The 25,743-nt window shown below is 71.2% G+C and carries 27 protein-coding genes and 1 pseudogene; 4 read left to right on the forward strand and 24 right to left on the reverse strand.

The annotated features are described in order from the left end of the window. Positions 1 to 253: 253 nt before the first annotated feature. Positions 254 to 940 carry a response regulator transcription factor gene (locus tag LOKHON_RS02510; protein WP_017927983.1) on the reverse strand — a complete coding sequence of 229 codons (687 nt, stop codon included), beginning with the start codon at positions 938 to 940 and terminating at the stop codon, positions 254 to 256. Positions 941 to 1,097: 157 nt separating this feature from the next. Between LOKHON_RS02510 and ribA the strand changes: the two genes are divergently transcribed. Together ribA and LOKHON_RS02520 are read left to right on the forward strand one after the other, a co-directional pair. Further along, positions 1,098 to 2,177 (forward strand): GTP cyclohydrolase II, encoded by a 1,080-nt coding sequence (ribA, locus tag LOKHON_RS02515; protein ID WP_017927982.1) that lies wholly within the window; start codon positions 1,098 to 1,100, stop codon positions 2,175 to 2,177. 47 nt (positions 2,178 to 2,224) lie between these two features. Continuing rightward, the gene (locus LOKHON_RS02520; RefSeq protein WP_033315484.1) at positions 2,225 to 2,674 is read left to right on the forward strand and encodes a L,D-transpeptidase family protein; all 450 of its coding nucleotides are present in this window, start codon (positions 2,225 to 2,227) and stop codon (positions 2,672 to 2,674) included. A 99-nt stretch (positions 2,675 to 2,773) separates the two neighbouring features. On the opposite strand, the gene fmt is transcribed toward LOKHON_RS02520, so the two are convergent. Genes fmt through def (LOKHON_RS02540) form a run of 4 tightly spaced genes read right to left on the reverse strand, consistent with a single transcriptional unit; the run spans position 2,774 to position 5,152 of the window. Next, positions 2,774 to 3,673, reverse strand: coding sequence for a methionyl-tRNA formyltransferase (gene fmt / locus LOKHON_RS02525; RefSeq protein WP_017927980.1), 900 nt, complete (start codon positions 3,671 to 3,673; stop codon positions 2,774 to 2,776). After that, entirely contained in the window at positions 3,673 to 4,164 is a 492-nt protein-coding gene (gene def, locus LOKHON_RS02530) for a peptide deformylase (RefSeq protein WP_017927979.1), read from the reverse strand. The genes fmt and def (LOKHON_RS02530) overlap by 1 nt, the downstream gene beginning before the upstream one ends. Continuing rightward, complete coding sequence (gene def / locus LOKHON_RS02535; protein ID WP_017927978.1) at positions 4,161 to 4,631, reverse strand: peptide deformylase; 471 nt, start codon at positions 4,629 to 4,631, stop codon at positions 4,161 to 4,163. The genes def (LOKHON_RS02530) and def (LOKHON_RS02535) overlap by 4 nt, the downstream gene beginning before the upstream one ends. Beyond that, positions 4,631 to 5,152: a peptide deformylase gene (gene def / locus LOKHON_RS02540; RefSeq protein WP_017927977.1), complete on the reverse strand. Its 522-nt coding sequence runs from the start codon at positions 5,150 to 5,152 to the stop codon at positions 4,631 to 4,633. Before def (LOKHON_RS02540) ends, def (LOKHON_RS02535) begins: the two co-directional genes overlap by 1 nt. A gap of 102 nt (positions 5,153 to 5,254) precedes the next feature. Here def (LOKHON_RS02540) and LOKHON_RS02545 point away from each other — a divergent pair, with 102 nt between their 5' ends. Further along, a complete protein-coding gene (locus LOKHON_RS02545; RefSeq protein WP_017927976.1) occupies positions 5,255 to 6,448 on the forward strand; it encodes a MalY/PatB family protein in 1,194 nt (397 codons plus the stop codon). A 4-nt stretch (positions 6,449 to 6,452) separates the two neighbouring features. Here LOKHON_RS02545 and LOKHON_RS02550 read toward each other — a convergent pair whose 3' ends face one another. From LOKHON_RS02550 to LOKHON_RS02635, 18 genes are all read right to left on the reverse strand, one after another. Continuing rightward, positions 6,453 to 6,803 carry a hypothetical protein gene (locus tag LOKHON_RS02550; protein WP_017927975.1) on the reverse strand — a complete coding sequence of 117 codons (351 nt, stop codon included), beginning with the start codon at positions 6,801 to 6,803 and terminating at the stop codon, positions 6,453 to 6,455. Positions 6,804 to 6,878: 75 nt separating this feature from the next. Further along, positions 6,879 to 7,646 (reverse strand): precorrin-4 C(11)-methyltransferase, encoded by a 768-nt coding sequence (gene cobM, locus LOKHON_RS02555; protein ID WP_017927974.1) that lies wholly within the window; start codon positions 7,644 to 7,646, stop codon positions 6,879 to 6,881. 69 nt (positions 7,647 to 7,715) lie between these two features. Then, on the reverse strand, positions 7,716 to 9,515 hold the full coding sequence (gene cobJ, locus LOKHON_RS02560; protein WP_026147414.1) for a precorrin-3B C(17)-methyltransferase: 1,800 nt from the start codon (positions 9,513 to 9,515) through the stop codon (positions 7,716 to 7,718). Beyond that, a complete protein-coding gene (gene cobI, locus LOKHON_RS02565; RefSeq protein WP_017927972.1) occupies positions 9,506 to 10,219 on the reverse strand; it encodes a precorrin-2 C(20)-methyltransferase in 714 nt (237 codons plus the stop codon). The genes cobJ and cobI overlap by 10 nt, the downstream gene beginning before the upstream one ends. Further along, complete coding sequence (locus LOKHON_RS02570; RefSeq protein WP_017927971.1) at positions 10,216 to 11,433, reverse strand: bifunctional cobalt-precorrin-7 (C(5))-methyltransferase/cobalt-precorrin-6B (C(15))-methyltransferase; 1,218 nt, start codon at positions 11,431 to 11,433, stop codon at positions 10,216 to 10,218. The genes cobI and LOKHON_RS02570 overlap by 4 nt, the downstream gene beginning before the upstream one ends. After that, positions 11,430 to 12,065 (reverse strand): precorrin-8X methylmutase, encoded by a 636-nt coding sequence (locus LOKHON_RS02575; RefSeq protein WP_017927970.1) that lies wholly within the window; start codon positions 12,063 to 12,065, stop codon positions 11,430 to 11,432. Before LOKHON_RS02575 ends, LOKHON_RS02570 begins: the two co-directional genes overlap by 4 nt. A gap of 61 nt (positions 12,066 to 12,126) precedes the next feature. Beyond that, positions 12,127 to 13,269 (reverse strand): sirohydrochlorin chelatase, encoded by a 1,143-nt coding sequence (locus LOKHON_RS02580; protein ID WP_017927969.1) that lies wholly within the window; start codon positions 13,267 to 13,269, stop codon positions 12,127 to 12,129. After that, the gene (locus LOKHON_RS02585) at positions 13,266 to 13,505 is read right to left on the reverse strand and encodes a DUF6732 family protein (RefSeq protein ID WP_017927968.1); all 240 of its coding nucleotides are present in this window, start codon (positions 13,503 to 13,505) and stop codon (positions 13,266 to 13,268) included. Before LOKHON_RS02585 ends, LOKHON_RS02580 begins: the two co-directional genes overlap by 4 nt. Positions 13,506 to 13,730: 225 nt before the next feature. After that, positions 13,731 to 14,186 carry a hypothetical protein gene (locus LOKHON_RS02590; protein ID WP_017927967.1) on the reverse strand — a complete coding sequence of 152 codons (456 nt, stop codon included), beginning with the start codon at positions 14,184 to 14,186 and terminating at the stop codon, positions 13,731 to 13,733. Positions 14,187 to 14,250: 64 nt separating this feature from the next. Beyond that, the gene (mutL, locus tag LOKHON_RS02595; protein WP_033315442.1) at positions 14,251 to 16,203 is read right to left on the reverse strand and encodes a DNA mismatch repair endonuclease MutL; all 1,953 of its coding nucleotides are present in this window, start codon (positions 16,201 to 16,203) and stop codon (positions 14,251 to 14,253) included. 42 nt (positions 16,204 to 16,245) lie between these two features. Further along, positions 16,246 to 17,604, reverse strand: coding sequence for a M16 family metallopeptidase (locus LOKHON_RS02600; protein ID WP_017927965.1), 1,359 nt, complete (start codon positions 17,602 to 17,604; stop codon positions 16,246 to 16,248). Then, on the reverse strand, positions 17,601 to 18,965 hold the full coding sequence (locus LOKHON_RS02605) for a M16 family metallopeptidase (protein WP_017927964.1): 1,365 nt from the start codon (positions 18,963 to 18,965) through the stop codon (positions 17,601 to 17,603). Before LOKHON_RS02605 ends, LOKHON_RS02600 begins: the two co-directional genes overlap by 4 nt. Positions 18,966 to 19,050: 85 nt before the next feature. Then, on the reverse strand, positions 19,051 to 19,287 hold the full coding sequence (locus tag LOKHON_RS02610) for a DUF3035 domain-containing protein (RefSeq protein ID WP_017927963.1): 237 nt from the start codon (positions 19,285 to 19,287) through the stop codon (positions 19,051 to 19,053). Positions 19,288 to 19,342: 55 nt separating this feature from the next. Beyond that, entirely contained in the window at positions 19,343 to 19,864 is a 522-nt protein-coding gene (gene lspA / locus LOKHON_RS02615; RefSeq protein ID WP_017927962.1) for a signal peptidase II, read from the reverse strand. A 10-nt stretch (positions 19,865 to 19,874) separates the two neighbouring features. Continuing rightward, positions 19,875 to 21,461, reverse strand: a complete 1,587-nt coding sequence (purH, locus tag LOKHON_RS02620; RefSeq protein ID WP_017927961.1) for a bifunctional phosphoribosylaminoimidazolecarboxamide formyltransferase/IMP cyclohydrolase — start codon at positions 21,459 to 21,461, stop codon at positions 19,875 to 19,877. Positions 21,462 to 21,493: 32 nt separating this feature from the next. Further along, on the reverse strand, positions 21,494 to 21,769 hold the full coding sequence (locus LOKHON_RS16285) for a heparinase II/III domain-containing protein (RefSeq protein ID WP_245631419.1): 276 nt from the start codon (positions 21,767 to 21,769) through the stop codon (positions 21,494 to 21,496). Next, a complete protein-coding gene (locus tag LOKHON_RS02630; RefSeq protein WP_245631425.1) occupies positions 21,690 to 23,198 on the reverse strand; it encodes a heparinase II/III family protein in 1,509 nt (502 codons plus the stop codon). The genes LOKHON_RS16285 and LOKHON_RS02630 overlap by 80 nt, the downstream gene beginning before the upstream one ends. 66 nt (positions 23,199 to 23,264) lie before the next feature. Next, the gene (locus LOKHON_RS02635; RefSeq protein ID WP_017927959.1) at positions 23,265 to 24,563 is read right to left on the reverse strand and encodes an RsmB/NOP family class I SAM-dependent RNA methyltransferase; all 1,299 of its coding nucleotides are present in this window, start codon (positions 24,561 to 24,563) and stop codon (positions 23,265 to 23,267) included. 99 nt (positions 24,564 to 24,662) lie between these two features. Between LOKHON_RS02635 and LOKHON_RS02640 the strand changes: the two genes are divergently transcribed. Continuing rightward, positions 24,663 to 24,857, forward strand: a complete 195-nt coding sequence (locus tag LOKHON_RS02640; protein WP_017927958.1) for a DUF1674 domain-containing protein — start codon at positions 24,663 to 24,665, stop codon at positions 24,855 to 24,857. A 4-nt stretch (positions 24,858 to 24,861) separates the two neighbouring features. On the opposite strand, the pseudogene dapB reads toward LOKHON_RS02640, so the two are convergent. After that, positions 24,862 to 25,681 (reverse strand): annotated as a pseudogene (dapB, locus tag LOKHON_RS02645) (4-hydroxy-tetrahydrodipicolinate reductase). Positions 25,682 to 25,743 lie beyond the last annotated feature (62 nt).

The following is a 25,743-nucleotide window of genomic DNA, read 5'->3' on the forward strand; positions in this document are numbered from 1 at the left end:
TAGCCTTCCCCGGCCCGCGACCCCAGCGGGTTCCGCTCACGCCCGCGCGACCAAAGGTCCCGCCCGGCCTCGCGCGCACTGGTCGCTGGTCGCTGGTCGCTGGTCGCTGGTCGCTGGTCGCTGGTCGCTGGTCGCTGGTCGAAAAAAAGCCGGGCACGAAGGCCCGGCCAAGTCCAACAGGGAGGTATGTGGCATGACCCCGCCACAAGGGGTTCGCTTGGACAACGCGCCGGGGCCGCGCCGGTTCCGCCCTTCAGGCGACGAGCCGGTAGCCACCGGATTCGGTGACGAGCAGCCGCGCGTTCGAGGGGTCGGGCTCGATCTTCTGGCGCAGCCGGTAGATGTGGGTTTCCAGCGTATGCGTCGTCACGCCCGCATTGTAGCCCCAGACCTCGTGCAGCAGCACGTCGCGCGCCACCACGCCCTCGGAGGCGCGGTAGAGGAACTTGAGGATGTTCGTTTCCTTCTCGGTCAGCCGGATCTTGCGGTCGTCCTCGGTCACCAGGAGCTTCTGCGCCGGGCGGAAGCTGTAGGGCCCGAGCTGGAACACCGCGTCTTCGGATTGTTCATGCGTGCGCAGCTGGGCGCGGATGCGCGCCAGCAGCACCGGGAACTTGAACGGCTTGGTGACATAGTCGTTCGCGCCCGCGTCGAGGCCCAGAATGGTGTCGCTGTCGCTGTCGTGACCGGTCAGCATGAGCACCGGGCATTTCACGCCCTGCTTGCGCATCACGCGGCACAGCTCGCGCCCGTCAGTGTCGGGCAGGCCGACATCGAGGATCACGAGATCGAACAGCCCCGCCTTGACCTGCGCCATGGCCTCGTGGCCGTTGCCCGCCTCGAAGACATCGAAATCCTCGGTCATGACGAGCTGTTCGCTCAGCGCTTCGCGCAGGTCGTCCTCGTCGTCGACCAAAAGGATCTTCTTCACTTGTGCCATCTCGACGCCTCCATGACCTGTCCGCTCTACAGATGTGTAACGATCACATGTGGCTCAAGTTTCGTGTCCATCTCTCACGTCGAGTTGTCGCCGCCGGGGGAAATGTTACATTCGCCACTCGCGCCGGGGCTGCCCGGCCTGCCGCGAGGATGCGCCCATGCCCTTTCGCCCCGATCCCGTCGAACGCCGCGCCCGCGCATTGGCCGATCTGCGTCTCGGCGTGCCCGTGGTTCTGGGCGGTGAGACGGGCGCGCTGGTGCTCGCGGCGGAGGCGGTCCGGCCCGAGCGGCTGACCGAGTTGCGCAAGATGGGCGGTGCGCCGGTGCTGGCGATCACGGGGCGGCGCGCGGTGACGCTGCGCGCGCGCGCCTATGACGAGGACATCGCGCGCGTGGTGCTGCCCCCTGACGCCGGTTGCGCATGGGTGCGCGCGGTGGCCGACCCGGCGGGCGATCTCGACACGCCGATGAAAGGTCCGCTGAAGACATTGCGCGACGGCTCGGCCGAGACGCACCGCGCCGCGATCGCGCTGGTCAAGGCGGCGCGGCTCTTGCCGGCCGCCCTGGTGCTGCCGCTCGAGAATGCGGCGGGCTTTGCCGCGGCCAACGAGCTGACCCGGCTGGAGCTGCCGCTGCCGCCCGCGATCACCCCGGCCTACGCCCCCGTCGCCGCCGCGCGCCTGCCGATGGAGGCCGCCGAACGCGGGCGCCTGCACGTGTACCGCCCCGGCGATGGCGGCGAGGAGCATTACGCCGTCGAGATCGGCCAGCCGCCGCGCGACGGCGCGCCGCTGGTGCGGCTGCATTCGGCCTGTTTCACCGGCGACGTGCTGGGCTCGCTCAAATGCGATTGCGGCCCGCAGCTGCACGCCGCGCTCGACCAGATGGGCGCGGCGCAGCAGGGCGTGCTGCTCTATCTCAACCAGGAGGGCCGCGGCATCGGGCTTGCCAACAAGATGCGGGCCTATTCGTTGCAGGACCAGGGCTTCGACACGGTCGAGGCCAACCACCGGCTTGGCTTCGAGGATGACGAACGCGATTTCCGCATCGGCGCGGAGATCCTCAAGCGGCTGGGCTTTTCGCGCATTCGCCTGCTCACCAACAACCCCAACAAGGTCGCCCGCATGCAAGAGGCCGGGATCGCGGTCGAGGCGCGGGTGCCGCTCAAGGTCGGCGAGGGGCTGCACAATCACCACTACCTCGCTACCAAGGCGGCCAAGTCGGGACACCTTCTGTGATCCATTCCCCTGCCGATCTCGTCCTCACCCGCCGCGGTTTGCGCTTCATGGGCCGTCACCTGCCCTGCTCGATCGGCAAGGGCGGCATCCGGGCGGACAAGCGCGAAGGCGATGGTGCGACGCCGGTGGGCGCGCACCGGATCACCGGCATGTTCTACCGCCCCGACCGGCTGGCCGCGCCGCAGCCATGGGCCGAGCCGATCCGGCCGGGCGATCTGTGGTCGGACGAAAGCGGCGACCCGGCCTATAACAGCCATGTCCGCGCGCCCTACCCCGCCAGCCACGAGGCGCTGCGCCGGGCCGATCCGCTCTACGACATCGTGCTTGTCACGGATTGGAACGAAGGCGGCGAACCCGGCAAAGGCTCGGCCATCTTCCTGCACCAGCGCCGCCGCGCGGGCTATCCGACCGAGGGCTGCGTGGCGTTTGCGCGCCCCGATCTCATCTGGCTCGCCCGCCACGTCATCCCCGGCGCGCGGCTGATCGTCAGGCGCTGATCCCCTTCACCATTCCTTAAATACGCATGGCGCGCCGGTGGTCCCCCGCGCGCCATGCGTATTTGGAGAGCAGTGAAAGGGATCGGCGCGCCTGGCCGGTCAATCGAGCGCCTCTGGCAGCCCCTTGCCGCGCAGCGCCTCGGCGGCGGGCAGCGGGCGCTTGCCTTCGCGCTGAAGCTCCAGAAGCGCGACCGCGCCATCGCCGCAGGCCACGGTGGCGGGGCCGATCACCGCGCCCGGCGCACCCTCGCCCGGCCCGGCGGCGGCGCGCAAAAGCTTCAGCCTTTCGCCATTGGCCATGCACCATGCGCCCGGAAAGGGCGAGAGCGCGTTGACGTGACGCGCGACATGGGCGGCAGTGCGGGTCCAGTCGATGCGCGCCTCGGACTTGTCGATCTTGGCGGCATAGGTGACGCCCGCTTCGGGCTGCGGTTCGGGGCGCAGCTCGTCGAGGTCGCGCAGCGCCTCGACCACCAGCCGGCCGCCAAGCGTGGCGAGCCGGTCGTGCAGGTCGGCGGCGGTGTCGGTCGCCCCGATCGGCGTCGCCTCGCGCAAGAGCACCGGCCCGGTGTCGAGCCCGGCCTCCATCTGCATGATGCAGATGCCGGTTTCGCTGTCGCCCTCCATGATCGCGCGCTGGATCGGCGCGGCGCCGCGCCAGCGCGGCAGCAGCGAGGCGTGGATGTTCAGGCAGCCGCGCTTGGGCGCGTCGAGCACCGCCTGCGGCAGGATCAGCCCATAGGCCACGACCACGGCGATGTCGGCGTCCAGCGCGGCGAACTCGGCCTGTGCCTCGGCGCCTTTGAGCGAAACCGGGTGCCGGACCTCCAGCCCCAGCGCCTCGGCGCGGGCCTGCACCGCGCTGGGCCGCGGTTTCTTGCCCCGCCCCGCCGGGCGCGGCGGCTGGGTATAGGCGCAGACGATCTCGTGGCCCGCGCGCACCAGCGCGTCGAGCGCAAAGACCGAGAAATCCGGCGTGCCCATGAAGACGATGCGCATCAGGAAAACTTTCTTGCCTTGGCGACCAGCCGGTCGCGCTTGAGCCGGCTCAGCCGGTCGAAATACATCCGGCCGTCCAGATGGTCGATCTGGTGCTGCAGCGAGGTCGCCCAGAGCCCGACGAAATCGCGCTCCTCGATTTCGCCATCCGCGTTGAGGAACCGCGCCGTGACCGCGCGGGGCCGCGAGATCACCGCCGAGACGCCCGGCAGGTTGGGCGACGCCTCCTCGTGCTCGCGCAGCTGCACGGAGGCGTGCAGGATCTCGGGGTTGGCCATGCGGATGGCCTGTTTGCGCGCATCCGAGGCATCGACCACGGCGAGGCGCAGGCTCACGCCGATCTGCGGCGCGGCGAGACCGACGCCGGGCATCGCATCCATTGCGTCGATCATCTCGTCCCACAGGGCGCGGATCTCGTCGGTGATCGCCTCGACCGGGGCGGCGGGCTTGCGCAGCGTGGCGTGCGGCCAGCGCAGGAAGGGACGGGTCATGAAAAGTCTTCCTCTTCGTGGCGGTCGATGCAGAGAATGCCGTCGAGATGATCCAGCTCGTGCTGCACGCAGGTGGCCTCGATGCCCTCGAAGACGGCCTCCTGCCCCAGCCCCTTCAGATCCTGCCATGTCAACGTGACGCGCGCGGGCCGCCGGACGCGGCAGGGCGTGTCGGGGATCGACAGGCACCCCTCCTCGCGCAGCACGGTCTCTTCGGAGACCTCGACGATCTCGGGGTTCACGAAGACCTTGGGCGCGGGATTGCCGGTTCGCCAATCCACGTCGGTCACGAAGATCCGCATCGGCAGGCCGACCTGCGGCGCGGCGAGCCCGCGGCCCGGGGCGTCATACATCGTCTCGATCATGTCGGCGGCAAGCTGCGACAGCGTCGCGTCGAACAGCGCCACGGGCCTCGCCTTGGCGCGCAGCACCGGCGCGGGGTGGGTGACGATGTCGAGCACGGCCATCAGCCGCGCGCCCGCTCGCGTTTGAGCTTGACCATCTTGCGGGTGATCATCTGCCGCTTCATCGGCTTGAGGTAGTCGATGAAGAGCTTGCCATCGAGATGGTCGATCTCGTGCTGCACGCAGGTCGCCCAGAGCCCGTCGAACCGCTCGGCATGGGTTTCGCCGTCGAGCCCGAGCCATTGCACCTCGACCTCCGCCGGGCGTTCGACCTCGGCGAACTGCTCGGGGATCGACAGGCAGCCTTCCTCGTAGACCGAGCGTGCCTCGGAGGTCCAGGTCACGGTCGGATTGACGAGCACCATCGGGCGGGCGCTCTCGTCCTCCTCCTTGGCGGCATCCATCACGAGCAGCCGGCACATCTGGCCGATCTGCGGCGCGGCGAGGCCGATGCCCGGCGCGTCGTACATGGTTTCCAGCATGTCGTCGGCCAACCGGCGGATCTCGTCGGTGATGCTGTCTACGGGATCGGCCACGGTCTTGAGACGCGGGTCCGGGTGGATGAGGATGGGGCGCAATGTCATGGCGCCGATCTAGGGCCAAGCGGCCCGCATGGCAATATCGCGCCCCTTGCGCCCGGCGCGTCGCATGTGCAGCCTCGCGGCCTGAAGCTGCAGGAGAGCGCCATGAGCCGTGACCACCACCCCGCCCCTGATTTCGACGAGATCATCGACCGGCGCGGCACCAATTGTTCCAAGTGGGACATGATGGAGCGGGTCTACGGCGTCAGCCCCGACGAGGGGCTGGCCATGTGGGTGGCCGACATGGATTTCCGCCCGCCCGCCTGCGTGCAGGCGGCGGTCGAGAACATGGCCGCGCATGGCATTTACGGCTACGCGGCTTCGGACGCGGCGCAGCGCGCGGCGATCGGCTGGTGGATGGATCGCCGCCATGGCTGGCGGCCCGCCGCCGACGACATCTTCACCACCCATGGTCTCGTCAACGCCACGGGGCTGTGCGTCGATGCCTGGACCGATCCGGGCGACGGGATCGTGCTGTTCACCCCGGTCTACCACGCCTTTGCCCGCGTGATCCGGTCGGCGGGGCGCGAGGTGGTCGAGTGTCCCCTGGCCTTCGATCACGGCCGCTACGTGCCCGATTTCGACGCCTGGGACGCGATGATGACGGGCCGCGAGAAGATGATGATCCTGTGCTCGCCGCAGAACCCCGGCGGCCGGGTCTGGAGCCGGGCCGAGCTCGAGGGCTGGGCCGCCTTCGCGCGGCGGCACGACCTGATCCTCGTCTCCGACGAGATCCATTGCGACCTGACCATGCCCGGCCTCACCCATACCGCGATGACGCGGATCGACGGCGTGGCCGACCGGCTCGTGATGCTGACCGCGACGACCAAGACGTTCAACATCGCGGGCGCGCATATCGGCAACGTCATCATTTCGGACCCCGCGCTCAAGGCGCGCTTCGCCTCCCGGATGTCGGCGCTCGGCCTGTCGCCCAATTCCTTCGGCCTTGCCATGGCGACGGCGGCGATGTCGCCCGAGGGGGTCGATTGGCTCGAGGCGCTGCGGCTCTATCTCGACGGCAACAGGCGCCTGTTCGAGGACGGGGTCGCGCAGATCCCGGGCGTGAAACCGATGCCGCTCGAATCCACCTATCTCGAATGGGTGGATTTCTCGGGCACCGGCATGACGCGCGAAGAGGTGCTGGCGCGGATCGAGGGCGATGCGAAGATCGCGGTGAACCACGGCACCAGCTTTGGCCTGGGCGGCGAAAGCTTCCAGCGGTTCAACATCGCCACGCCGCGCGCGCGGGTGGCCGAGGCCGTATCGCGTTTGCAGGCCGCCTTTTCGGACCTGCAATAGCCGGTCAGAGGCGGGGCAGCCGCAGCGCCGGCTCCGCCTCGCTCCGCTCGAAATCGACGGGGGCGCTGTCGGCGACGCGGCTGTGGCGCTTGAACTCGTAGACGCGCTCGCCCTCCTCGACGCGGGAGGTCATGACGAGGCATTGGTAGAGATGGCGCGGCCCGTCATAGAGGTCGACGAAGCCGTGCAGGATCGGCGCATCCTTGGCGGCGAGGGCAAAGCCGGTGTCCCACATGCGCAGCACCGGGTGGACGTCGTCGCCATCATGCACGCAAAGCCGGCCCGACCTGCGTTGCGCGGCGCGGCGCGCGGCCTCGATGGCGTCCTGCAGGTCCTTGGTCAGGTAATCGGTCATGGCTGGTCCTCCCCCTCCGTCCCATCCTGCGCAGAAGAATATGAAATTCAAGCGACGTTCCCGGAAAATTCCCGGTCAGGCCCGCGCTTTCGGCCGCAGCACATGCGGCTGGGCCGGATCGTAGAGCGCGCTGTCGGGAAAACCCTGATCGCCCCCCAGCGCCGGGCCCACGAGAATGAGCGCGGTGCGGGTCAATTTCGCCGTGCGCACCTTGGCGTGGATGTCCGACAGCGTGCCGCGGATCACCTGCTGGTCGGGCCAGCTGGCGCGGTAGACCACGGCGACCGGGCAATCGGCGCCATAGAACGGCGTGAGCCGCCGTTCGATGTCGCGCAGCGCCCGGATGCCGAGATGGATCGCCAGCGTGGTGCCGGTGGCGGCGAAGTTCTCGAGCGTTTCGCCTGCAGGCATGGAGGTCGATTTCATCGACATACGGGTGAGCACGATGGACTGCGCCAGCTCGGGGATCGTGAGCTCCTGCCCGAGCGCCGCCGCGGCGGCGGTGTAGGCGGGCACGCCGGGCACGATTTCATAGGGGATGCCGTCGGCCTTGAGCCTGCGGATCTGCTCGGCGATGGCGCCGTAAAGGGACGGGTCGCCCGAATGCACGCGGGCCACGTCCTGCCCGCGCGCATGGGCCGCCGCGATCTCGGCGTGGGTCTCGTCGAGCGTCATCGGCGCTGTATCGAGAACCCGTGCCCCTTCGGGCGCGCCCGCGACGACCTCTTCGGGCACCAGCGACCCCGCATAGAGGCAGACCGGGCAGGCCCCGATCAGCCGCGCGGCCTTGAGCGTGAGAAGCTCCGGGTCGCCCGGCCCGGCCCCGATGAAATAGACGGTCATGTCGCGGCGATCCCTTTCACCATTCCCCAAATACGCATGGCGACCGGCGCTTCGTGCCGCGCCGGTCGTTCAGCGCGCATCGATCTTCTTTGCGTAGCCGCGCGGCGTGACCATGCGCGGCCCCTCTCCCAAGGGCACCAGCTTCGACTGCGATGAGCCGACCAGCACGACGGTCAGCATGTCGACCTCGTCGACCTGCAGCTCGTCGAGGCGGCGGTAGCGGATCTCCTCCTCGGGGCGGCCGAGCGAAGAGGCCAGCAGCACCGGCGTATCGGCGGGGCGATGCGCCAGCAGGATGTCGCGCGCTTCGGCCAGCAGCGTCCGCCGCCGCTTGGACACCGGGTTGTAGAAAGCGATGACGAAATCGCCTGTGGCGGCGGCGTGCAGCCGCTTCACGATGTCCTCGCGCGGGGTGAGCAGGTCCGACAGCGAGATGGCGCAGAAATCGTGGCCGAGCGGCGCACCGGCGCGCGCGGCGGCGGCCTGGAGCGCCGAAACCCCTGGCGTGCAGACCACCTCGACGCGGCGCGCGGCATCGGTGACGCCGCCATTGCCCGCCTCGCGGCCCAGCAGTTCGAAGACCAGCGCCCCCATGGCGTAGATGCCCGCATCGCCCGAGCAGATCAGCGCCACGTCGCGACCTTCGGCGGCGCGTTCCAGCGCGTAGCGGCAGCGATCCTCCTCGCCGCCGAGCGGGAAATCGGCGCGCGGCTTGCCGGCGGCGAGCGGTCCGAGCAGGTCGATGTAGAGCCCGTAGCCCACCAGTTCCTCGGCCTCCGCGATGAGACGGCTGGCTTCGGGCGTGCGCCAGCCGGACTGTCCCGGCCCGATGCCGACGACCGAGAGGCGGCCCCGGCGGCGGCCACGCAGATCGGTGATCGGCGCAGGCGCCATGGCCAGCGCGCAGGTGGCGTTGGCGGTCTTGCGCTTGGTCACGGCGAGCGTCGCGTCGGGCCCGGCCTGCGCCAGAGCCGCGCCTTCGGACACGCCGTGGCAGCCGACTTCGGCAAAGACGACGTCAGAGGGCGTGGCGAGGCGCGGCGCTTCGGCTTCGAGTTCGGCGGCGGTGAAGAGCCGCAGCGGCACGCCGATGTCACGTGAAACATTCAGGATCGCAGGCTCGTCGGCCTTGAGATCGATCGAGGCGACGGCCTGCACGGCCTGCGGCGCGATCCCGGCCTCGGCCAGCGTGTCGCGCACCAGTGCGGCGAGTTCCTCGGGCGGACAATCGCGCGCACAGCCGAGGCCGAGCACGGCGCGCTGCGGCGCGAAATGGAGGTGGCCGGGGCCGAGATCCGGCTGCGGCGCGTCGGAAACGGTGATGCGCAGCGCGTCCCCTTGCGGCAGTTCGGCCAGCCAAGGCGCCTCGCCCGCGACGGTCGCGCCGCCGCCCGACAGGAGCGCCGCCATCGCGCCCTTGGCGTCCTGCGGGTTCACCAGCCGGTAGCCCGCGGGCGGCTCGTCGAGCGCCACGCCGAGCGAGACGTCGCCCGCGGTGGTGACGGCGGCTTGGGCGTCGAGCGCTTCGGCGATGCGCTTGGCCAGCCGGTTCGCGCCGCGATGCCCGCCCAGGAGCGGCACCACGACGCGGCCATCGTCGGAGATCGAGACCACCGGCGGTTCGGCGCGCTTGTCCGACAGCATCGGCGCCACGGCGCGGATCAGGATGCCGGAGGCGCAGACGCCGATCACCGGCGTTCCGGCGGCGAAGAGATCGCGCGCGTGGTCGAGCGCATCGGCGAAAAAGGCGTCGGCGCTCTCGACCCGGCCCTCGCGGCCATGCAGCGGCGCGCCCAAGCCTTCGGCCACCTTGCGGGCCACGGCCTCGCCCGAGCGGGAGAGTGCGAGAACAACGGGGGTCACAGCCAAGGATCGGCTCCCTTCGTGAGAATGATCATCGAGAAATAGGGGGCGGTGTCGGGCGCCTCGGCCAGCGGGCGGACCACTTCCGCCTCCAGCGTGGCGCGCTCGACGTAAACAGCCTGCGCGGTGAGGCCGAGATCGTCGATCACCGCGCGCACCTTGGGGAAATGCCGCCCGAGCTTCATGATCGCGACGCTTTCGGCGCCCTCGATCCGGGCGCGCAGCTCCGCCTCCGGCAGCGGCCCCGGCAGCACGGTCAGCCGCTCGTTGCGGGCGGCCAGCGGGCGGCGTGCGGCGGCTGCGGCGGCGGTGAGCGATGTGACGCCGGGCACGATCTCGACCCGGAAGCGGCTTGAGAGACGCGCAAAGAGATACATGAAGGAGCCGTAGAAGAACGGGTCGCCCTCGCACAGGCAGACCACGTCCTGACCGGCCTCCAGCGCCTCGGCGATCTGCGACGCGCCCGCGTCATAGGCCGCCTGCGCCGGGCCGCGTTCGACCGTCATCGGCACGTCCATGACGATCTCGCGCGCCTTTGGCGCGATGAGATCGGCGGCGATGGAGCGGGCGAAGCTCGCGCCGCCCGCCAGCGTCGGGTAGGCGACGATGCGCGCGCCCTCGATCAGCCGCGCCGCGCGCAGGGTGATCAGATCGGGCGCGCCGGGGCCGAGGCCGACGCCGTAAAGCGTGCCCGTTGCGGGAGAGGTCATCGTTTGATCAGGCTCCACTGCATCACCGGCATCGCCGGGCGCCAGCCGGTCAGACGGCCCACGGGCTCGGCGCGGGCGACCGAGATCCGCACCAGCGATCCGCCATGCTTCGCGTGCAGCCCGATCAGCGCCGCCTCGCTTTCAAGCGTCACCGCGTTGGCCACGAGCCGCCCGAGCGGGCGCAGCGCCGACCATGCCGCCTCGAACACCTCCGCCGTGAGCCCGCCGCCGATGAAGATCGCGTCCGGCGGGGGCAAGCCCGCGAGCGCCGCTGGCGCCTCGCCCTCGACCAGCCGAAGCCGCGGCGTGCCAAGCGCCAGCGCGTTGGCCGCTGCCATGGCGCGGCGGTCGGCGCGCGGCTCGATGCCGATGGCATTGGCGTAGCGCGCCGCCCGCATCCATTCGATCGCGACCGAGCCCGACCCGGTGCCGATGTCCCACAACAGCGCGCCGCGCATCGGCATCAGTTTCGCCAGCGTGGCGGCGCGCAGCTCGCGCTTGGTCATCGTGCCGTCGGACACGAACAGGCTGTCGTCGAGCCCCGGCACGCGCGGGATCAGCGCGGCGTCGGGCGCGGCCACGCAATCGACCGCCAGCGTGTTGAAGGCAGGCACATCATGATCCCAGGCCTCGGCGATCCCGTCGAACCGCTGCTCGTCGGCGCCGCCCATATTGGCCAGCACCGTCATCGGGCTCTTGCCGAAACCGCGCTCGGTCAAAAAACGCGCGATCTGTCCGGGCGTCTCCGAACCGGTGGTCAGGATCAGCAGCCGCGCCTGCGGCTGGATGAAGGCGATCATCTGCTCGACCGGGCGGCCATGCACGGTCAGCGTTTCGATGTCCGCCATGCTCCAGCCCATCCGGGCGCTCGCCAGCTGGAACGCCGAAAGCTGCGGGTGATAGACGATCTCAGACGCCGGGATCGCCCGGCCGATCCGCGCGCCGACCGAAAACCACAGCGGATCTCCGGTGGCCAGCACCACGACGCGGCGGCCCTTGTAGCCCTTGAGACGGTCGACCAGCGCATCGAACGGGCTGGGCCATGCCACGCGCTCGGCGCCCACCGCGCCGGCCAGCTCGTGGTGCCGGTCGCCGCCGACGATGATCTCGGCGGCTTCGACCACGGCGCGGGTCGCGGGCAAGAGCCCGTCCATGCCGTCCTCGCCGATGCCGACGACGTGGAGCCATGGCTCCTGTGCTGCGACCGCGTTCATCCCCGTTCCTCCGAAATGCCGTTGGCCAGCGCGTTCACCGCCGCCGAAGCCATGGCCGAGCCGCCCTTGCGGCCCCTGAGCGCCACGAAATCGCAGCCGCGCGGGTCATTCGCAAGCTCCGCCTTGGATTCCGCCGCGCCGACGAAGCCGACCGGAAAGCCCAGGATCAACGCCGGTTTCGGCCAGCCCGCATCGAGCCGCTGCAGAAGGTGGAACAGCGCGGTGGGCGCGTTGCCCACGGCCACCACCGCGCCCTCGATCCGGTCGCGCCACAGATCGACCGCCGCCGCCGAACGGGTCGTGCCGAGATCGCGCGCCATGTCGGGCACGCGCTCGTCGTTCAGCGTCACCGCCACCTCGGTGCCCGGCAGGTGCCGCCGGATGATCCCCGCCGCCACCATCTCGCAATCGCACAAGACCGGCGCGCCCGAAGCCAGCGCCGCGCGCCCCGCCGCCATGGCAGCGGGCGAAAAGGCCAGGCGGTCAGCGATCTCGACCATGCCGCAGGCATGGATGAGACGGATCACCATCGGCTGGAGATCCTCGGGAAAACGATCGAGCCGCGCCTCGGCGCGCACCGTGGCAAAGCTCTGGGCGTAGATCTTCGCGGGGTCGGTCTCGTAGGGGCGCATCACGGCCTCCGTTCCGCCCGGCACAGGCCGGGGGATCTGCGTATTTGGAGAATGGTGAAGATCACTTGCGCGACTTCAACACGCTGAGCGGTCCGAGCGGGTGATCGGCCTGCGGGTAGGGCGCGTGGTGGTGGTCGTGATCGTGGTCATGGCCGTGGTGGTGATGGTGGCCATGGGCGTGGCCGGGGTCATGCGCGTGGTCATGCGGCAGGCCATGGGCATGGGCATGCGCGTGCTGCGCCTCGGCGTCCAGCCGGCACATGCCGGTGCAGAAATCGTCGCAGAGAGCGCAATCGGCCACGTTGGAGCCGGGCGCGTTCGCCCCCTGCCCCTCGACATGGTGGTGATGGCTTTCCTGCACCGCGCCGACCTCGGCCTCGAAGCCGAGCACCTGCGTGCGGTACTTGCACATGCCGCAGGTCGGCGGGACGACCTCGCCCACCAGCTCGGTCACGCGCTCGGAGAAGGTGTTCATCACCTCGGGGTGGTCGCCGAGATAGCCCGCCTTCACCACCTCGAGATCGGGATGCGCCTCGGCCACCCGGTCGGTGAAGCCGTAGATGCGGTCGATCAGGATGCCCGAGAACAGGAAATAGGGGAACACGACGACGCGGCGGTAGCCGAGTTTCGCCACGTGTTCGAGGCAGGGCTCGACCAGCGGGAAGGTGACGCCGGAATAACCGGTCTCGCACCAGCCGAAACCCATGCCCTCCCACAGCAGCCGCGCGATCTTGGCGACGTTGCCGTTGGCGTCGGGGTCAGACGCGCCGCGACCGATCACCACCAGGCAGGTCTCGTGCATCGGCACGTCGGAGGGGTTGGCGTCGAGCGCGCTTTGAATCCGGTCGGCGGCGGCGGCGACCATGCGCGGGTCCACCCCCAGCTCGCGGCCATAGATGATCTCGATGCCATGCTTGGCGGCATAGGTGTTCAGGACGGTGGGGATGTCGTTCTTGGCGTGCATCGCCGCGAACAGCATGCCGGGCACGGCGAGGATGCGGGTGCAGCCCTGCTCGCGCAGCCGGTCGAGCCCGTCGCGGATCACCGGGTTGGCGAATTCGAGATAGCCGTATTCCACCGGCCAGTCGGGCGGCAGCAGCGCGGGCAGCTTTTCGGCCAGCACCGCGAATTCGTCCACCGCCGACTGGCTGCGCGAGCCGTGGCCGCAGATCATCACCCCGGTCTTGGGCTGGGGCGCGTTCATGCGCGGGCCTCGTCGCCCTGCTGATCCCCGGTTTCGGAGGCCTCGGAGGTCTCGGCGGTCTCCTCCTTGCGCCCGCCCTTCAGCGCACCCCACAGGCCCAGCGCGATGGCAAGGCCAATGGCCGCGCCAGCGACCCAGTGGTCGTGACCGGCAAGATCGGCCACGTGGCCGGGATGGGCGAATGCCGCGCCGGGCGCGGCCAAAAGGGCGGTGGTCGGCAGGAAGATGTGGCGCATCGCGGACCTCTCGATCTGGCAATGGCCGGCGCCCGCCGCGAGGATCGCGGCGATGCGAGGACGACGCGGCGCCTTGGCCCCCTGTCTGGGTCGACCGCCACGCCACCTACCGTTCCGGCCACTTTGGGCTTCGTCGGCCTCCTCCATAACGATCGGCGCGCTCCGGCGAAACCCCGGATGCGGCGGATCGGCGGCGCGGCGCGACGTCGATCCGCCCGCCCGCGATCAGATGCCGATCTCGGGAAAATGCTCCCAGGCCAGCGGCACCTGCCCGCGCGCCGTCTTGCCGCCATAGGTGACGAAACCGTCACCGCCGGTCTGGAGGTGAAAGCTTTTCCCGCCCACGCCGCTCACGACATAGGTGTCGCCCGCGCGCGACAGCTGCCCGGCCCGACCGCCGACGCAGATCGCGCGGCCCTGTTGGCAGGGCACGAGACGGTATGTCGCCATGCGGCCCTGCCCGTCCTCGGTGATGACCGACACGATGCCTTCGGAAAACGGCGGCTCGGCGAACTCGGCCGCGAAGGGCTCGGGCTCGGGCAGCGCCCGCACCGGCGCGCTGGGCGGCAGAACCGGCGGCGCGGCGAACGAGGCCGCGATCGGCCCCGCCACGGGGCCGACCTCGGCGCATCCAGCCAGCAGCAGCGCCGCGAGAGCGCCCCCCGTCATCACGTATCGCATCGCGTCCCTCCTCTTTCGATCCCGTCCGCCCACATAACCGTGACCGGGTTCCCGGCAAGCGCGCTCAGCGCCGGCCGAACAGTTTCTCTATATCCGCAAGTTGCAGTTCCACATAGGTGGGCCGCCCGTGATTGCACTGGCCCGATCCCGGCGTCGCCTCCATCTCGCGCAGCAGCGCGTTCATCTCCTCGGCCCGCATCCGGCGGCCCGACCGCACCGAACCATGGCAGGCCACCCGGCTCAGGATCGCGTCGAGCCGCGCGGGCAGCGCGGTCGAGGCGTCGAGATCCTCCAGTTCGTCGAGGATGTCGCGCAACAGCGCCCCCGCGTCGATCCGGCCCAGGATGGCGGGCGTCTCGCGCACCGCGACCGTGCCGGGGCCGAAGGCTTCGATGCTGAGCCCGAGCTTCGACAGCTCCCCGGCCGCCTCCAGCAGCCGCCCCGCCCCCGCGCCGAGATCGACGATCTCGGGCACCAGCAGCGCCTGCGCCGCCACCCCGGTCTCGGCCATCTGCCGTTTCAGCCGCTCATAGACCAGCCGCTCATGCGCGGCGTGCTGGTCCACGAGCACCATGCCGGTTTCGGTCTGCGCGACGATCCAGTTGCCGTGCAGCTGGGCGCGCGCCGCCCCGAGCGGCAGCGATTCGCCGCCCGGCGTCTCCTCCGGCTCGACCCGCGCCGAAGGGGTTTCGGTGCCGGGCAGCCGCGCGGCGGGCGCGGGCGGCGCGGTCTCGAAGCCGAAGCTCGATTCGCCAAAGCCCTGCGCGAGCGGCGCCTGCCCCGTCCGCGCCACCTGCATCGCCCCCATCGAGGGGCGGTCCATCTGGTAGACGCGCGCCGGGGCAGTGCCGCGCTCCGAACGTTCCGGGCGGTCCTCTTCGTCGATCAGCCCGCCCGCATCGCCCGCCCGCTCCGCCGCCGGACCGGGGCGCATCATGCTCAGCGTCTCCTGCGCCACGGTGGTCGAGGCGCGGTGCCCCGCCCCCGACAGCGCCGCGCGGATGGTCGAGACGATCAGCCCCCGCACCGCCTGCGCGTCGCGAAACCGCACCTCGGACTTGGCGGGGTGCACGTTGACGTCCACGAGATGCGGGTCGCATTCGACAAAGAGCGCGGCGGCGGGAAAGCGGTCGCGCGACAAGAAATCCATGTAGGCCGCGCGCAGCGCACCGGTGAGCTGCCGGTCGGTGACGGGGCGGCCATTGACGAAGACGTGCTGGCTCACCCCGGCGCCGCGCGAATAGGTCGGCAGCGCCGCGAAACCGGTGAGATGCAGCCCCTCGCGCGTTCCATCCACGGGCAGGGCGTTGTCGTGGAACGCGCGACCCAGAATGGCGGCGAGACGGCGGCCCAGCGCCGCGACCGGATCGCCGGTCTCGGCATCGACGCGGAAGATCTCGCGGTCGCGCCCCTCGGTCGCATCGCGCAAGGTGAAGGCGACATGCGGCTCGGCCATCGCAAGGCGGCGCAGCGCCTCGGCCAGCGCCTGCCCCTCGGCCCGGTCGGTGCGCATGAACTTGAGCCGGGCGGGGGTCGCGTGAAACAAATCGCGCAGCTCGACCACCGTGCCGCGATCGAGCGCGGCGGGGGTGACGGGGCCGAGCCGCCCGCCCTCGACCCGGATCGCCGCCGCCTCGAAGCCATGGGCGCGCGAGGTGAGCGTCAGCCGCCCCACCGCGCCGAGCGAGGCCAGCGCCTCGCCGCGAAAGCCGAAGGAGTGGATCGCCAGCAGGTCGGAGCCGTCGATCTTCGAGGTGGCGTGGCGCGCCAGCGCCAGCGGCAGCTCGTCGGGCGTCATGCCGCAGCCGTCATCCTTCACGCGGATGAGCCGCTTGCCGCCCGCCGCGATGGTGACCTCGATCCGCCGCGCCCCGGCGTCGAGCGCGTTCTCGACCAGCTCCTTGACCGCCGAGGCCGGGCGCTCGACCACCTCGCCGGCGGCGATGCGGTTGATCGCCGCCTCGTCGAGCTGGCGGATCACGGGGCGCGCGGGCGGTGGGGCGTCTTGCAGCGTCATGGGGCCGAGACTAGCACGGCGCGCCCGCGCGGCGCGAGGGGCTCACTGCGCCCCGAGCACGACTTCGGGCAGCACGACCCGCGGGGCGCTTGCGGCCTCCAGCCCCTCGGGGCGGCCCACCACCATGAAATGCAGCGCCTCCGGGTCGACCCGCTCGGCCGCCACGCGGTTCACCTCGTCGAGCGTCACCGCCTCGATGAAGGCGTTGCGCTCGGTGACGTAGCTTTTGGGCAGGCCGGTGACCTGCATGCCGACGAGGATGTCCGCGATCGGGCCGTTGCCGTCGAAGCGCAGCGGGTACTCGCCGGTGAGGAAGGTCTTGGCCGCGTCCAGCTCGGCCTGCGTGACGCCCTCTTGCGCGATGCGGGCCCATTCGTCGCCGATCACCTCGATCGCGGCGGCCATGCGGTCATTGGCCGAGGCCACCGAGCCGATCCAGAACTCGGCGTTCTCCAAGGGCACCAGATCCGTGCTGACGCCGTAGGTCAGCCCGCGCTTTTCGCGCAGCTCGGTCATCAGGCGGCTTTCGAACCCGCCGCCGCCGAGGATGTGGTTGAGCACGTAGGCCGCGAAGAAATCCTCGTCGTCGCGCTTGAGCCCCGGTTGGCCGAACAGCGCCACCGATTGCGGCGAGGGATAGTCGATCACCTCGACCCCACCGGGCAGCCCGAAATCGACATGGCCGGGCAGGTCGGGCCCCGATTGCGGCAGCCCGCCCAGAAGATCGTCGAGCAGCGCGCCCAGCGCCTCGGGGGTGATGTCGCCCACCGCGCCGACATGCACGCCGTCGCGGGTCAGCGCCGCCTTGTGCGCCGTCACGAGATCCGCGCGGGTGAGCCGTGCCACGCTGTCGGGCGTGCCGTTGTCGGGGCGGCCATAGGGGTGGTCGCCGAAGGCCGCCTCGTAGAAGGCGCGTCCCGCAAGGCGGCGCGGGTTCTGCGCATCCTGCGCGAGGATCGACTGCACCTGCCCGCGCACCCGCTCGACCGCCACCGGATCGAAGCGCGGCGTCACCAGCGCCTTGCGCAAGAGGGCAACCGCTTCCTCGCGGTTCTCGGTCAGCATCCGGGCCGACACCCGCAGCGTGTCGGCGCCGACATCGAAGGAAAAGCTCGCCGCGAGATCCTCGCGCGCGGCCTGGAAGGCGCGCGCATCCATTTCGCCCGCGCCCTCCTCCAAAAGCCCGGTCATCAGGTTCACCGCGCCGAGCCGGTCGGGATCGTCGAGCGAGGTGCCGCCATCGAAGCGGATCTCCAGCGCGGTGAAGGGGATGGTGTGGTCCTCGACCAGCCAGGCGGTGATGCCGCCGGGCGAGGTCACTTCCTCGATCTCGATCGCGGCGCGGGCCATGCCGGTCAGGCCGGCGCACAGCACGAGGGTCAGGCTCAGGATGCGGATCATTTCGGTTCCTCCTCGCGGTCCCGGACGACGCGCAGGGTCGTGCTCTGGTCGGGGTCGAACACGGCGCGGGCCGCCTCGACCACCTCTTCGGCGGTGACGGATTGCAGGATCTCGGGCCAGGCCGCGACATCCTCGACGGTGAGCCCCTGGCTCAGCGCCGCGCCGTAGCGCCGCGCCAGCCCTTCGACCGAATCGCGGGCATAGATCTCGGAGGCGCCGAGCTGGGTGCGGATGCGCTGCATCTGCGCCGCGCTGGGCCCGGTGTCGAGAAAGCCGGTCAGCACCTCGTCGAGCGCCGCCTCGGCGTCACCGAGCGACACGCCCGGCTTGGGCACCACCGACAGCGAAAAGGTCGTGTCGTCGAGCGACATGCCGTCATAGCCCGCGCCGGTGTGCAGCGCAATCTCGCGCTCGAACACCAGCTCCTCGCTCAGCACCGAGGTGAAGGAGGAGCCGCCGAGGATCCGGGCCAGATAGGTCAGCGCGGCGGCGCGACGCTGGTCGCCCGCGTCGCGCTCGGGCGCGAGGTAGCTGCGGGTGAGATAGGGCTGCGAGACCCGCTCATCGGCATAGACGAGGCTGCGCGCGGCGCGCTGCGGCGGCTCTTGCGGGCGGATGCGCTCGGGCAGCTCGGGCTCGGCCGGGATCGGGCCGTAATGCGCCTCGGCCAGCGCCAGCACCTCCTCGGGCTCGACGTCACCCGCGACCACGAGGATCGCGTCGTTGGGCGAATAATAGGTCTCGTAGAAGTCGCGCACATCCTCGCGGCCCAGCCCCTCGATCTCGTGCATCCAGCCGATCACCGGGCGGCCGTAAGGGTGGTTGATGTATTGCGCGGCGTTCATCTGTTCGCGCGCCAGCGCGCCGGGGTTGCTCTCGACCCGCTGGTTGCGCTCCTCGACGATCACCTGCCGCTCGGTCTCGATGTCCTGATCGGTCAGCCGGAGGTCGTTCATCCGCTCGGCCTCCATCTCCATCATGAGCGGCAGCCGGTCGGCGGCGACGCGCTGGAAATAGGCGGTGTAGTCGGTCGAGGTGAAGGCGTTGTCGGTGCCGCCATTGGCCGCGACCGTGGCCGAAAACTCGCCAGAAGCGAGATCGTCGGTGGCCTTGAACAGCAGATGTTCGAGGAAATGCGCGACGCCCGAGGCACCCTCGGGCTCGTCGGCGGAACCGACGCGGTACCACAGCATCTGGGTGACCACGGGGGCGCGGTGATCCTCGATCACCACCACCTCGAGGCCGTTGTCGAGGGTGTAGGTCGTCACCGCGTCATCCGGCGCCGATGCGGGCGCGGCGTCCTGCGCCATCGCGGGCACGGCAAGGATGACGGGGGCGGCCAAAGCCAGTCTGCGCAGCATGGGGTGCCTCCTTCGCTGCGCTCAACCTACGGCGTCACGCGGACACCGCAAGCACCGCCACGGCTTCGTGAGGCGGCGCGAGCGTTCAGTAGGGCGGGCGCAGCTGCGTCTCGCCGTTATTGGTCCGCAGCGCGATCTCCGAGGCGGCGGGCGCGGCGCGGTTCGGGCTGCCCGGCGCCGGCGGCGGCAGGTCGAGCCGCGCCGGGATCTCGAGCGGCTGCTGCGGCACGACGGTGTTGGGATCGGGGCCCGCCGGGCCGTCGCTCCCGCCGCAGGCGGCGAGTGTCAGCGCAAAAAGCCCCGCGGCCAGTGCCAGTCGCATCAGTCGTCCCCGTCCTTGTGTCCGATCAACTGCCTAGCGCATGACGCGCGCCGGGTCACGGGTTCTTTGCGTCGTGCCCGGAGCGGCCCTTGCCGCCCCGGCCCGGCCCCCGTTCGGGGCGCGTCTTGTCGCCGCCGAACATCACCAGCCCCACCGCGCCGACGAAGATCGCGATATCGGCGATGTTGAAGGCATAGGGGTTGGAGATGCCGCAGCAGCTCACATTCAGGAAATCGGCCACCGCGCCATAGAGCACCCGGTCGACCACGTTGCCGAGCGCGCCGCCGACCAGCAGCCCCGCCGAGACCAGCGCCAGCCGCCCGCCGCCGTCGCGCGCGATCCAGGCCAGCACCGCCCCCGAGATCGCGAGCGCGAGCCCGATCAGCGCCCAGCGCATGTCGAAGCCCGCGAACAGCCCGAAATTGACGCCCCGGTTCCACGCCATGCGGAATTCGAGAATGCCGGGGATCACCTCGATCTGCAGCCGCTCCATCAGCCCGAGCGCATGCACCACGATGTATTTCGTCGCCTGATCGGCGAGAAACACCCAAAACCCGGTCCAGAGGGTCAGCCGCACAACAAGCCCCTCAGTGCCGGAAATGCCGCATGCCGGTCAGCACCATCGCCAGACCGGCTTCGTCGGCGGCGGCGATCACCTCGTCGTCGCGCATCGAGCCGCCGGGCTGGATCACCGCCGTCACGCCCGCGCCCGCCGCCTCCATCAGCCCGTCGGCAAAGGGGAAGAAGGCGTCCGAGGCCACGACCGATCCCTTGGCCGGGCTTTCGGAGAGGCCCAGCGCCTCGCCCATGCGGCCCGCCTTGGCCGCCGCGATCAGCGCGCTGTCGAGCCGGCTCATCTGGCCCGCGCCGACGCCCACGGTCTGGCCGTCCCTGGCATAGACGATGGCGTTGGATTTGACGTGCCGCGCCACGGTCCATGCGAACATCAGGTCGTCGAGCTCCTGCGCCGAGGGCGCGCGCTTGGTGACGACCTTCAGATCGCCCCGCGCCACGGCGCCGGTGTCGTGATCCTGCACCAAAAGCCCGCCCGCGACCTGCCGGTAGGTGAGCCGGGGGCTGCGCGGATCGGGCAGCGCCTCGGTCACCAGCAGGCGAAGGTTCTTCTTGGCCGCGAAGATCTCGCGTGCCTCGGCATCGGCGCCGGGCGCGATCACGACCTCGGTGAAGATCTTGGCGATCTCGGCGGCGGTCGCGCCGTCGAGCGGGCGGTTCAGCGCGACGATGCCACCGAAGGCCGAGGTGCGGTCGCAATCGAAGGCGCGGGCATAGGCCTCGACCAGCGAACCGCCGGTGGCGACGCCGCAGGGGTTGGCGTGCTTGATGATGGCGCAGGCGGGCGCGTCGCCGCCGAATTCCGCCACCAGCTCATAGGCCGCGTCGGTGTCGTTGATGTTGTTGTAGCTCAGCGCCTTGCCCTGAACCTGCTGCGCGGTGGCGACGCCGGGGCGGCCCGAGCCGTCGGTGTAGAAGGCCGCGTTCTGATGCGGGTTCTCGCCATAGCGCAGCGTCTGCGCGAGCGTGCCGGCAAAGGCGCGGCGGCGCGGCGTGCTCTCGCCGATGGCCTGCGCCATCCAAGTCGAGACGGCGGCGTCATAGGCGGCGGTGCGGGCATAGGCGGTCTGGGCGAGCCGCTTGCGGAACGGCAGGCCGGTCTGGCCGTCATTCTCCGACAGCTCCGACAGCAGCGCGTCGTAATCCTCGACATCGGTGACGACGCAGACATCGGCGTGGTTCTTGGCCGCCGCGCGGATCATCGCCGGGCCGCCGATGTCGATGTTCTCGATGCAGGTGTCGTAATCCGCGCCCTTGGCGACCGTCTCCTCGAAGGGGTAGAGATTGACCACCAGAAGGTCGATCGCCGGGATGCCGTGTTCGTCCATCGCCGCGACATGGGCCTCGTCCGACCGCACCGCGAGCAGCCCGCCATGCACGCGCGGATGCAGCGTCTTGACCCGCCCGTCCATCATTTCGGGGAAACCGGTGATCTCGGCCACGTCGCGCACGGGCAGGCCCGCCTCGCGCAGCGCCTTCGCGGAGCCGCCGGTGGAGAGCAGCTCGACGCCGCGCGCATCGAGCGCGCGGGCAAGGTCGATCAGACCGGTCTTGTCGGAGACGGAGAGCAGCGCGCGGCGCAGCGGGGCAAGCGAAGTCATGGGGCGTCCTTCCTGGTCCACGTCCGCGGGTCTCACGCCGGATCGTCCTCGCCGTTGCGCAGATCGCGCAGGGCGGTCCCGGCGTCGCCCGAGCTGACGAGCGACCAACGAACGAGGGTCGCATAGGCCATCGCGCGGCCGGATAAAACCACCTGTTGCGTCGGGACCGGGCGGGGACGGCTCTTTTCGAGATAGACCGAGGGCGCCAGCGACAACCGCGCGCCGCCGTCATGCGCGAGCGTCCAGACCTCGCCCGAGCGCAGCCGGAGCCGCACGCAGGTGCCTTGGGCGTCCAGCTCGGGCGTCACATGCGGGTGCAGGTGAAACCGGATCGCGAAGGTGACGCCCGGATCGCGCCCGGCCCGGCTCGCCGCAGTCGAAGGCGCGCTCGTCGGCGGGGCCGAGCGTGGTGAGAAGATCCTCGCCCAGAAGCGCCGCGCCGCTCCGGTCGAGACCGAGCCTGCGGTCATGCGTCAGCCCGTGGCTGGCGCGCCACGCGTCGTGGCTGGCCTCGATCCGCTGCAGATCGTCGGAATCGGCGCGATGCGCCAGCACCTCGCCCGGCCCCTCGACCAGCGGCTCGGCGCCATCCGCGCCGCGGCCCAGCCGGGCCGAGGACAGCCCTTCGAGGCAGAGCGTCGAATGCGACAGCGTCGCGCGCCCGGCGCGGCGCCAGTCGGGACCGTGATGCGCGCCGGAGCCGCAACCGACGATCACCGGCCGCCGCCCGCATGTCATCTCGAAGGCCAATGTCGAGGCATGGGCATGGATCGCGCGCGGGCCGCTGGGCGGCGCGGCGGCGTCGAGGATCACGCTGGTCCGCCCCGCCGCGAGCCGGGCATAGCCCATGCGCAGCCCCACGGCAGGCGGCCCCGGAGGCACGCCCGCCTCGGCCAGCGCCCGGTCGAGCCGCCCCGGCGCGCCGCGCCCGCCGCCATGAAACCGCGCCAGCCCGCCATCGGCATGGCGCAAGGACCGCAGCACGGCGGCGGCACGGCCAAGCGCGTCGCGATGCGCGGGCGCCGTGGCATCGCCCAGCAGCGCGGCGGCGGCGTTGAGATCGCAGACCAGATCGAGCAGCCCCTCGGGCGTGCGGGACGCGATGGCGCCATCGGCGCCGATCGTGTCGGCGGCGGCCTGCCCCAGCGCGGCGGCGCGGCGCGCGGGCTGGCGCGGCGCGCCGTGCAGCGCCGTCTCGGCCCCGATCAAGGCGGCCAGCGCATGGATGCGCGCCGGGGCGGCGGCGCGGCGCCAATGCCGCGCCAGCCAGCGCGACTGCCGCGACAGGCTGCGCAGGAATGCCGCCATCTCGGCCTCGGGCGACGGCGCCTCGCCCAGCCAGGCCGCATGCGCCACCCAGCGCGACAGCCGCGCCGCCAGCATGTCCGGCGTCCAGCCCGGCCCGCGCCCCTCGCCGTATCGCGCGATCCAGTCGCGCAGCCAGCGCCAGGCGAGATCGCGCGCCGCCGGGCCGCCAAAACTCGCGAGATCGTCGAGCCAGCCAAAGCCGTGCAGCGCGATGCCCTGCGGGTCGGTTTCCGGGCCGAGCGCCCAGATCGCGCGGCCCTGCGCCTCCACCAGCTGCCCGGCCCGGTGATGCCGCCCCGCCAGCAGGTCGCGCCCCCGGCCCGCATCGCCCGCGCCGTCCGGCGCGGCGGGGCGCGACAGGGCGTGGGGCACCGGGGCGCGCGCATCCGCGCGCCACCTGAGCCGCTCGATCCCCCATCCAAGCTGCATCACGGCCACCGGCCTGTCTCTCCCTCTCCCGCGCCACGCCATGCTAGGGCCGGAGGCGGGCGGTTGTCACCCGCGCTCGGGCCCGCGCCGGAGACAGGCGATGAAGAAACCGTCCATGCCGCCGCGATCGGCCCAGTAATCGGGGCGCAGGCGCAGCCCCTCCGGGCCGATCCAGCCCGCCTCGATGCCCGGACGCGCCAGCGCCCCGGTGTCGAGCGTGAGATCCCCGTGCCGCGCCAGCGCCTCCTCGACCTGCACCTCGCCCTCGTCTGGCAGCAGCGAACAGGTGCAGAAGACAAGCCGCCCGCCGGGTTTCAGCAGCGTCAGCGCGTGGTCGATCATCTCGGCCTGCAAGCCGATCAGCGCGCCGAACTCCGCGCCGTCCTTGGCGTAGGGCAGGTCCGGGTGGCGGCGGATCGTGCCGGTGGCCGAACAGGGCGCGTCGAGCAGGATCGCGTCGAAACCGGTCTCGTCGAATTCGAGCGCGTCGGCCTGCACGACCCGCGCCGCGAGCCCGGTGCGGCCGAGATTTTCGCGCAGCCGCCCGAGCCGGGTTTCGGAGAGATCGAGCGCCGTCACTTCGGCGCCCGCGGCAGCAAGCTGCAGCGTCTTGCCGCCCGGCGCCGCGCACAGATCGAGCACCCGTTCGCCGGGCTGCGCGTCGAGCACCCGCGCGGCCACCGCGGCGGCGGCGTCCTGCACCCACCAGTCGCCGGCCTCGAAGCCCGGCAGGGCCGAGACCTGCCCCGCCCCGGTCAGCCGCACCGACCCGGTCGGCAGCAATGCGCCGCCGAGCCGTTCGGCCAGCGCCGCCGGATCACCCTTGGCCGTGAGGTCGAGCGGCGGGGCGGCGGCGTGGACCGCCTCCATCGCGTCGACCGCTTTGCGGCCCCAGGCCTCGACCATCGGGCCGCGCAGCCAGTTCGGCAGCTTGGGCACCGGCAGCTTGGCGAAGGCCTCTGGCGGCTGGTCGCCGAGCTTGCGCAGCACCGCGTTGACGAGACCCTTGTAGCTCTGGGTGCGCTTGCCCTTGGACATGATCTGCACCAGCGCGTTGACCACGCCATGCGCAGCCGCGCCTTCCATGATCTCGACCGCGCCGAGCCGCAGCGCGTTGCGCACCGCGAGGGGCGGTTGTTTCACGAGAAACGGCTTGAGCGCCCGGTCGGCGCGCGGCAGCTGGCGCAGGGTCTGCGTGGCAAGCCGCTGCGCGCGGGCCCGGTCGGGCGGCGACAGCCGCTCCAGCGCGCCCGCGCCGATGGTTTCGGACAAGAGGCGCTGCCCGCCCGTCGCCTGCTCGATGAGGTGCAGCGCGGCGCGGCGCGCGGCAATGCCGTCCTCTGGGGCGGTGCGGTCGGGTGTCATGGCGGGTCCGGGGGTTGTTGGAGACGGCCCAGCACGTATATCCCAAGCATCCGCCGCACAAGCGCCGCCCCGCCCCGCGCCCGCATCAGGAGAGCCGCCATGGCCGACGAGACCCCGACCCAAGCCCGCGACCTGCCCCCCGCCGCGCAGCGCGCGCTTGAGGAAGCGCGCGCCCGCCGCGCGGCACGCGACGCCGCCGCCGCGAAACTGCCGACCGAGCTCGGCGGCCGCGACGGCCCCGAGCCGGTGCGCTACGGCGACTGGGAAAAACAGGGTCTCGCCATCGATTTCTGAGAGGTCAGCGGTCGAGCCCGAGCACGTCGATCATGTCATAGGCGCCGGGCGCATGCCCCTGGCCCCCAGAGCGCGGCCTTGAGCGCGCCGCGGGCAAAGATCATCCGGTCGGTCGCCATGTGGCGCAGCACGATGCGTTCGCCCTGACCGGCAAAGATCACGTCGTGCTCGCCGACGATGTCGCCGCCGCGAATCGCGGAAAAACCGATATGCCCCTCGGTCCGGGCGCCGGTGATGCCGTCGCGGCCGCGATCCGCGACCTGCGACAGCGTCACGCCGCGCCCCTCGGCGGCGGCCTCGCCCAGCATCAGCGCGGTGCCCGACGGCGCGTCGGCCTTGCGGTTGTGATGCGCCTCGACCACCTCGATGTCCCAGCCATCGTCGAGCGCCGCCGCGACCATCTTCGTAAGCCCGGTGAGCAGGTTCACCCCGAGGCTCATGTTGCCCGCCCGCACCTGCACCGAATGGCGCGAAGCCGGGACCAGCCGTTCCAGCTGCGCGGCGTCGAAGCCGGTGGTGCCGATCACGTGCACCGCGCGTGCCTGCGCCGCGAGATGCGCGATCTCGAGCGTGGCCTCGGGCGTGGTGAAGTCGATCACCGCCTGCGCGCGGGCCATCGCCTCGAGCGGGTCGTCAGAAGCGATGACGCCCAGCGCCGGGCCGCCCATGGCGTGGCCCACATCCTGCCCGACCCAGTCATGCCCCGCGCGCACCACCGCGCCGGCGAGCCGCGCGTGATCGCTGTCGCAGACCGCCTGCACGAGCATCCGGCCCATCCGGCCCGCCGCCCCCATGATCACGATCCCCGGTGTCGTCTCGGTCATGCGCCGTCCTTTCATCGATTGCCCCTGTCTCGCGCGCTCCGCGCCCGCTTGGCAAGCCCGCC

Origin of the sequence: Limimaricola hongkongensis DSM 17492, assembly GCF_000600975.2 — a bacterium.
In the GTDB taxonomy this organism is placed as follows: Bacteria; Pseudomonadota; Alphaproteobacteria; order Rhodobacterales; family Rhodobacteraceae; genus Limimaricola; species Limimaricola hongkongensis.